Source organism: Sphingomonas bacterium, from assembly GCF_903644055.1.
Taxonomy (GTDB): domain Bacteria; phylum Pseudomonadota; class Alphaproteobacteria; order Sphingomonadales; family Sphingomonadaceae; genus Sphingomonas_I.
Genome location: NZ_CAHJXD010000118.1, coordinates 1 through 5,019, shown reverse-complemented (window position 1 = coordinate 5,019; position 5,019 = coordinate 1). Strand labels below are relative to the sequence as shown.

Annotated in this window: 5 protein-coding genes; 1 reads left to right on the top strand and 4 read right to left on the bottom strand. The window is 68.9% G+C overall.

The window, feature by feature from the left end; translation table 11 throughout:
- Positions 1–482: 482 nt before the first annotated feature.
- Entirely contained in the window at positions 483–1,874 is a 1,392-nt protein-coding gene (locus tag HUU94_RS04990) for a sugar transferase (protein ID WP_254601965.1), read from the top strand.
- A 28-nt stretch (positions 1,875–1,902) separates the two neighbouring features.
- Here HUU94_RS04990 and HUU94_RS04985 read toward each other — a convergent pair whose 3' ends face one another.
- From HUU94_RS04985 to HUU94_RS04970, 4 genes are all read right to left on the bottom strand, one after another.
- Positions 1,903–2,631: a WecB/TagA/CpsF family glycosyltransferase gene (locus tag HUU94_RS04985; RefSeq protein WP_174274000.1), complete on the bottom strand. Its 729-nt coding sequence runs from the start codon at positions 2,629–2,631 to the stop codon at positions 1,903–1,905.
- 3 nt (positions 2,632–2,634) lie between these two features.
- Positions 2,635–3,351 (bottom strand): DsbA family protein, encoded by a 717-nt coding sequence (locus tag HUU94_RS04980; RefSeq protein WP_174273999.1) that lies wholly within the window; start codon positions 3,349–3,351, stop codon positions 2,635–2,637.
- Positions 3,351–4,718, bottom strand: a complete 1,368-nt coding sequence (locus HUU94_RS04975) for a M48 family metalloprotease (protein WP_174273998.1) — start codon at positions 4,716–4,718, stop codon at positions 3,351–3,353. The genes HUU94_RS04980 and HUU94_RS04975 overlap by 1 nt, the downstream gene beginning before the upstream one ends.
- A gap of 82 nt (positions 4,719–4,800) precedes the next feature.
- The coding region (locus HUU94_RS04970; protein WP_174273997.1) for a hypothetical protein at positions 4,801–5,019 on the bottom strand (219 nt) is incomplete at its 5' end.

Below are 5,019 nucleotides of genomic sequence, written 5' to 3'. Positions count from 1 at the left end.
AGTTCAGACGTGTGCTCTTCCGATCTCGATTCCCTGTCGGCCTCGCGCGCGACGGCCGCCTGCGCGACGGCATCGCGCATCCCGATCGCCTCGGCGCGCACCCGGCGCGCGATCAGCGCAGCGCACAGGCTCACCACCGCGAGCGCGAGCAGAAGGCCCGCCGCCGCCCATCGCAGCATCCGCCTCGGCCGATCCGGCAGCCGCATCCCCGGCAGCCGCACCTGCCCGATCAGGCTGGCGCCACGCGGCGCTGGTTCGGCTTCGGGCTCCTCGCGCATATCCGCCCGCTGCCGGGTTTCGCGCGGCCGCGCAACGGCCATCGCGGATCGACGCCCGTTGACATCAGGCGACCTCCGTGCTGTCCCACCGATCGGAACGCGAAGGTTCGGCGGGGGCCGGCGGAAAGATGCCGCAAAGCGGTTTCGAAAGGGCGTTGCACTTGCTTACATCCCTATCCCGCCATCTGGCGTACAGGCGAGCGGATGCACGGCACCACGGCTGACCAGGACAGGGATCGCCGCGATCGCGGCCGGGTGAATCCCGCGCAGCTTCAATCGCTGCGCATCCGGCTGTGCTTCATGATCCTGGTGGTCGATTGCCTCGCGATCTTCGCGGGCTGCCTGCTCGGCAACTTCATCCGCTTCAGCGATCCGCTGTCGCCGGTGGGGATCAACCTGTTCGCCGCCGTGCTGCCGCTCTACGTCGGCATCGCGATCAACAGCGACGCTTATTCGGCCGAGGTGCTGTCGGACGTGCAGACGGGGCTGTCGCGCGCCTTGCTCGCTTATGTCTTCGCGGTGTTCGCGGTGATCTTCCTCGCCTTCTACATGAAGGTCGCGTCGGATATGTCGCGGATGACATCGGGCGTGGCGATCGCCGCGACCTTCCTGACGCTGGCGTCGGGCCGCTATCTCTGCCGCGCTTATATCGGCCTGCGCACGGGCATGCGGCTCGTCTATGATCTGATGATCTGCGACGAGGTCGAATGTGTCGCGCCGCCGCACATGCACGTGCTCGATACGGTGCGCGACAATCTCCGCCCCGACACCAGCGATCCGCACATGCTCAACCGCCTCGCCAAGCGGCTGCGCGGGGTCGATCGGGTCGTCGTCGCCTGCCCGCCCGAGCGGCGCTACGTCTGGTCGGTGCTGCTCAAGGGATCGAGCGTCAACGGCTATATCCTCGCCGACGAGCTCGATCGGCTCGGGCCGATCGGCATCGGCAGCATGAGCGGGCGGCACACGCTCGCCGTCGCCTGCGCGCCGCTCGATCTCGGCCGCCGCGCCGCCAAGCGCACGCTCGATCTGGCGATCACCGTGCCCGCGCTGGTCTTCCTCTCGCCCGTCCTGCTGGCGGTCGCGCTGGCGATCAAGCTCGACAGCCGCGGCACGGTCTTCTTCCTCCAGCCGCGAGTCGGCCGCGGCAACCGATTGTTCCTCGTCTACAAGTTCCGCTCGATGCGCAGCGACCGCATCGACAAGAGCGGCAACCGATCGGTGAGCAAGGACGACGATCGCGTCACCACCGTCGGCCGCTTCATCCGCGCGACGAGCATCGACGAGCTGCCCCAGCTCTTCAACATCCTGCGCGGCGACATGAGCCTCGTCGGCCCGCGCCCCCACGCGCTCGGCAGCCTCGCCGGCGACGAATTGTTCTGGGAGGTGGACGAGCGCTATTGGGTGCGCCACGCGCTCAAGCCCGGGCTCACGGGGCTGGCGCAGGTCCGCGGCTATCGCGGCGAAACGCGCGAGCGCAAGGATCTCGCCGACCGCCTCACCGCCGATCTCGAATATCTTTCGGGCTGGACGATCTGGCGCGACATCTCGATCCTGGCGGGCACGCTCCGCGTGATCGTCCACCGCAACGCTTACTAACTCCCTCCCCGAGAAGGAGGAAAGATAATCAGCGCCGCCGCGTTGCTTTCCGGAGCGCGAACAGGAAGCGGACGTTACCGACGAGGTAGCGGCTGCCGAGCCGGCGGGGCTCCAGCATCAACCGATAGACCCACTCCAAGCGCAGCTTGCGGACGAGTCCGGGCGCGCGAACGATGCGGCCGCTGACGAAATCGAGCCAGGCGCCGATGCACAGGATCACCGCGCCGGTCGGCCCGGCGTTGCGCCTCGCCCAATATTCCTGACGCGGCTGGCCCATGCCGGCGAGCACGAGATCGGCACCGGCGGCGCGGATGCGTGCGGCGAGCGCGGGCTCGTCCGCAGCCGGGAAGAAACCGTGATGGTGGCCGACGATTCGCGCCATCGGGAACCGTGCCGCGATCGCCTCGGCGGCGGCACGGCAGACCTCATCGGTGCTGCCGAGCAGGAAGAGCTTGGTCGGCTTGTCGAGCGCGGCCAGCACGATAGGTGTCAGATCGGTGCCGTTGAGGTTGGCCGGAAAAGGCGCGCCGTGGATCGCCTTGCTCCATAGATCGAGGCCGACGCCGTCGTTCAGCACGGTCATGCCCTTGAGCACCTCGGCGAACCCCGGATCGTCGCGCGCGAGATTGATGCTGTGGGCGTTGGCGAAGGCGAAGATGCGGGGCTCGCGCGATACGATCGCGCCGCCGATCATCGCAACCGCCTCGGCTATGCTAAGCGCCTCGACATCGACCGGCCCGATCGCGCGCGCCGCCATCGTTCAGCCTTTTCGCGCCGCATCGATCGCCTTCTTGAGCGCGTCGTGGCCGACCGCGCCGCTCAGCATCTCGTCACCGACCACGAACGCCGGCGTGCCGTCGACGCCGAGCCTGGCGGCGAGCTTGAGGTTGGCCGAAAGCTCGGCGTCGATATCCTTTTGTTTGCCCTGCCCGGCGAGATCGGCGGCCTCGACCCCGCTCGCCTTGGCGACGCGCGCCACCGTGGCGTCGTCGGGGCGCCCGGCGGCGAACAAGGCGCGGTGGAAGGGCAGATAATGCCCCTGCTTGGCCGCCACCAGCGCGGCGCGCGCGGCGGTCACGCTCTGCGGCCCGAGCACCGGGATCTCGCGCCACACCACCTTGAGATCGGGGGTCTCGGCGAGCAGCCTCTCGATATCCGGCGCGCTCGCGCGGCAATAGCCGCAGCTATAGTCGCTGAACATCACCAGCGTCACCTTGGGCGTGGGATTGCCCGCCCAGGCGCCCGCGAACGGCGTCTCGATCGCGGCGCGGTCGGTGGAGATCGCGCTCGCCGATTGCTGGTGCTGGAGCCGGCCGATCGCCTCGGGAATGATCTCGGGATGCGCGAGGATATAATCGTGGACGATCGCCTCGATCGCCGCGCGATTCTGCGGCTCGCCCGCCATCGCGCGCGACGCGGCGACGCCCGCCCCCAGGCCGATCGCCGCCGCGACCAGCGCGGTCAACCGGGCGTTCATCAGCGCTTGCGCTTCTTTTGCGCGGCATCGCGCGCGGTGAGCGCGATATCCTGCGCGCGGAGATAATCGGGGGTGCCCGCCGGGATGCCGCGCATCGCCATCTCGGCGCTCGCCAGCGCCAGCCCGGGCTTGCCTTCGAGGCTCTGCTGCTCGGCGGTGGCGAGCTGCGCGCGCGCCTCGTCGCCCTGCCGCGCATAGGTCAGCCCGAGATTGTACCAGGCATCCGGATTTTCATAATCGCGCTGCGTCGCGACCTTGAGCACCTTCGAGGCTTCGGCGAGGTTCGCGGGATCGTCGGTCGAGACCAAGGCGTGGCCGAGCAGCGAGCCGATCAGCGGCGTGTTGCCCGAATTGGCGACCGCCTCGCGCAGCGGCGGGATCGCCTCCTTGGGATGCCCCGATTCGAGCAGCACCTGGCCCTTGAGCTCCAGCAGATAGGGATCGTGCGGAGATGTCGCGACGAGCTTGTCGATCTCGCGCGCCGCCTGCTGCGGATAGCCGCCGCGATGCCAGGCATAGGCGCGCGCGTACAGCGCCGCCGGGCTCTGGTCGCGCTCGGGATATTTGTTCAGCACGATCGTCGGATCGTCCATATAGCCGATCAGCTTGCCCTTGATCCGCAGGAAGCGCGCCTGCAACGCGGGATCGAGCGGGGTATTCCACCAGGGCGATTTCTCGAGCGAATCGCGCAGCACCTGCTCGCGATCCTGCGTCATCGGATGATCGACGTCGAAGGTGGTGATCTTGGTGTAACTCGGCGTCAGCCGATATTCCTCGCGCTTGAGCTTGGAGAAGAAGCTGATCATCCCCCGGCCGGTGACGTGCGCGTCGTTGAGGTGGCGCACGGCGGAGGCGTCGGCGCTGCCCTCCTGCTGGCGGCTGTAGGCGAGCATCTTGCCCTCGGCCGCGCTCTGGCCCGCCATGAACGCCGCCATGCCGGCTTCGGGCGCGCCCGCGGCGATCGCCGCCGCCCCCAGCAACAAGGAGAGCAGGCTGACGCGCGTCGCCGCCACGCCGGCAAGGCCCGAGCGGGCGGCATCGCCCCCCTCGATATGGCCGAGCTCGTGCGCGATCACGCCCTGCAATTCATTGTACGTATCGGCCTGTTCGATCGTCCCCGAGTTGATGTAGATCGCCTGCCCCTCGGCGACGAAGGCGTTGACGCTGCTGTCGCCGATCAGGAACAGCTTGAGCGCGCCCGGTTGCAATTGCGCCGATTTGGCGAGCCCCGCCGAAATATCGCTGAGGAATTTCTCGGTCTCGGCGTCGCGCAATACCGACTGCGCGAGCACGGGCTGCGCGGCAACTATCATCGCCATCGCACCCGCGCAGGCCAGGCGGAGACGGCGAAGCGCGGGGCGGCTCATGCGGGAGCGATCGGACGCGGCCGCTGAACGCAGAGTGAAGGCGGCGGCCAAGGCAAGGCCCATGCCGCCGCCGTCATCGGTTTCAGGCCCCGAACGTCCGCTGCCACCAGCCACGACGGGGCGATTCGTTTCCGTCCCCTTCCCCTTCCGCCGCCGGTTCGGCGACCGGCTCGTCCTCGGTCAGCGTCTCGGCGACGGGAGTCGCGATCGCGGGCTCGGCGGCCTTGCGACGACGCCGGGGCGCGGGCGCCTCGGCGGCGGGCTCGGCTGGCGCGGGCGCTCCGTCGACGGGAGGCGCTTC

What these genes read in the sequence shown, in the direction of transcription:
- HUU94_RS04975 (WP_174273998.1), bottom strand. Translation starts at nt 4,718, where the DNA reads ATGAGCCGCCCCGCGCTTCGCCGTCTCCGCCTGGCCTGCGCGGGTGCG.
- HUU94_RS04990 (WP_254601965.1), top strand. Translation starts at nt 483, where the DNA reads ATGCACGGCACCACGGCTGACCAGGACAGGGATCGCCGCGATCGCGGC.
- HUU94_RS04980 (WP_174273999.1), bottom strand. Translation starts at nt 3,351, where the DNA reads ATGAACGCCCGGTTGACCGCGCTGGTCGCGGCGGCGATCGGCCTGGGG.
- HUU94_RS04985 (WP_174274000.1), bottom strand. Translation starts at nt 2,631, where the DNA reads ATGGCGGCGCGCGCGATCGGGCCGGTCGATGTCGAGGCGCTTAGCATA.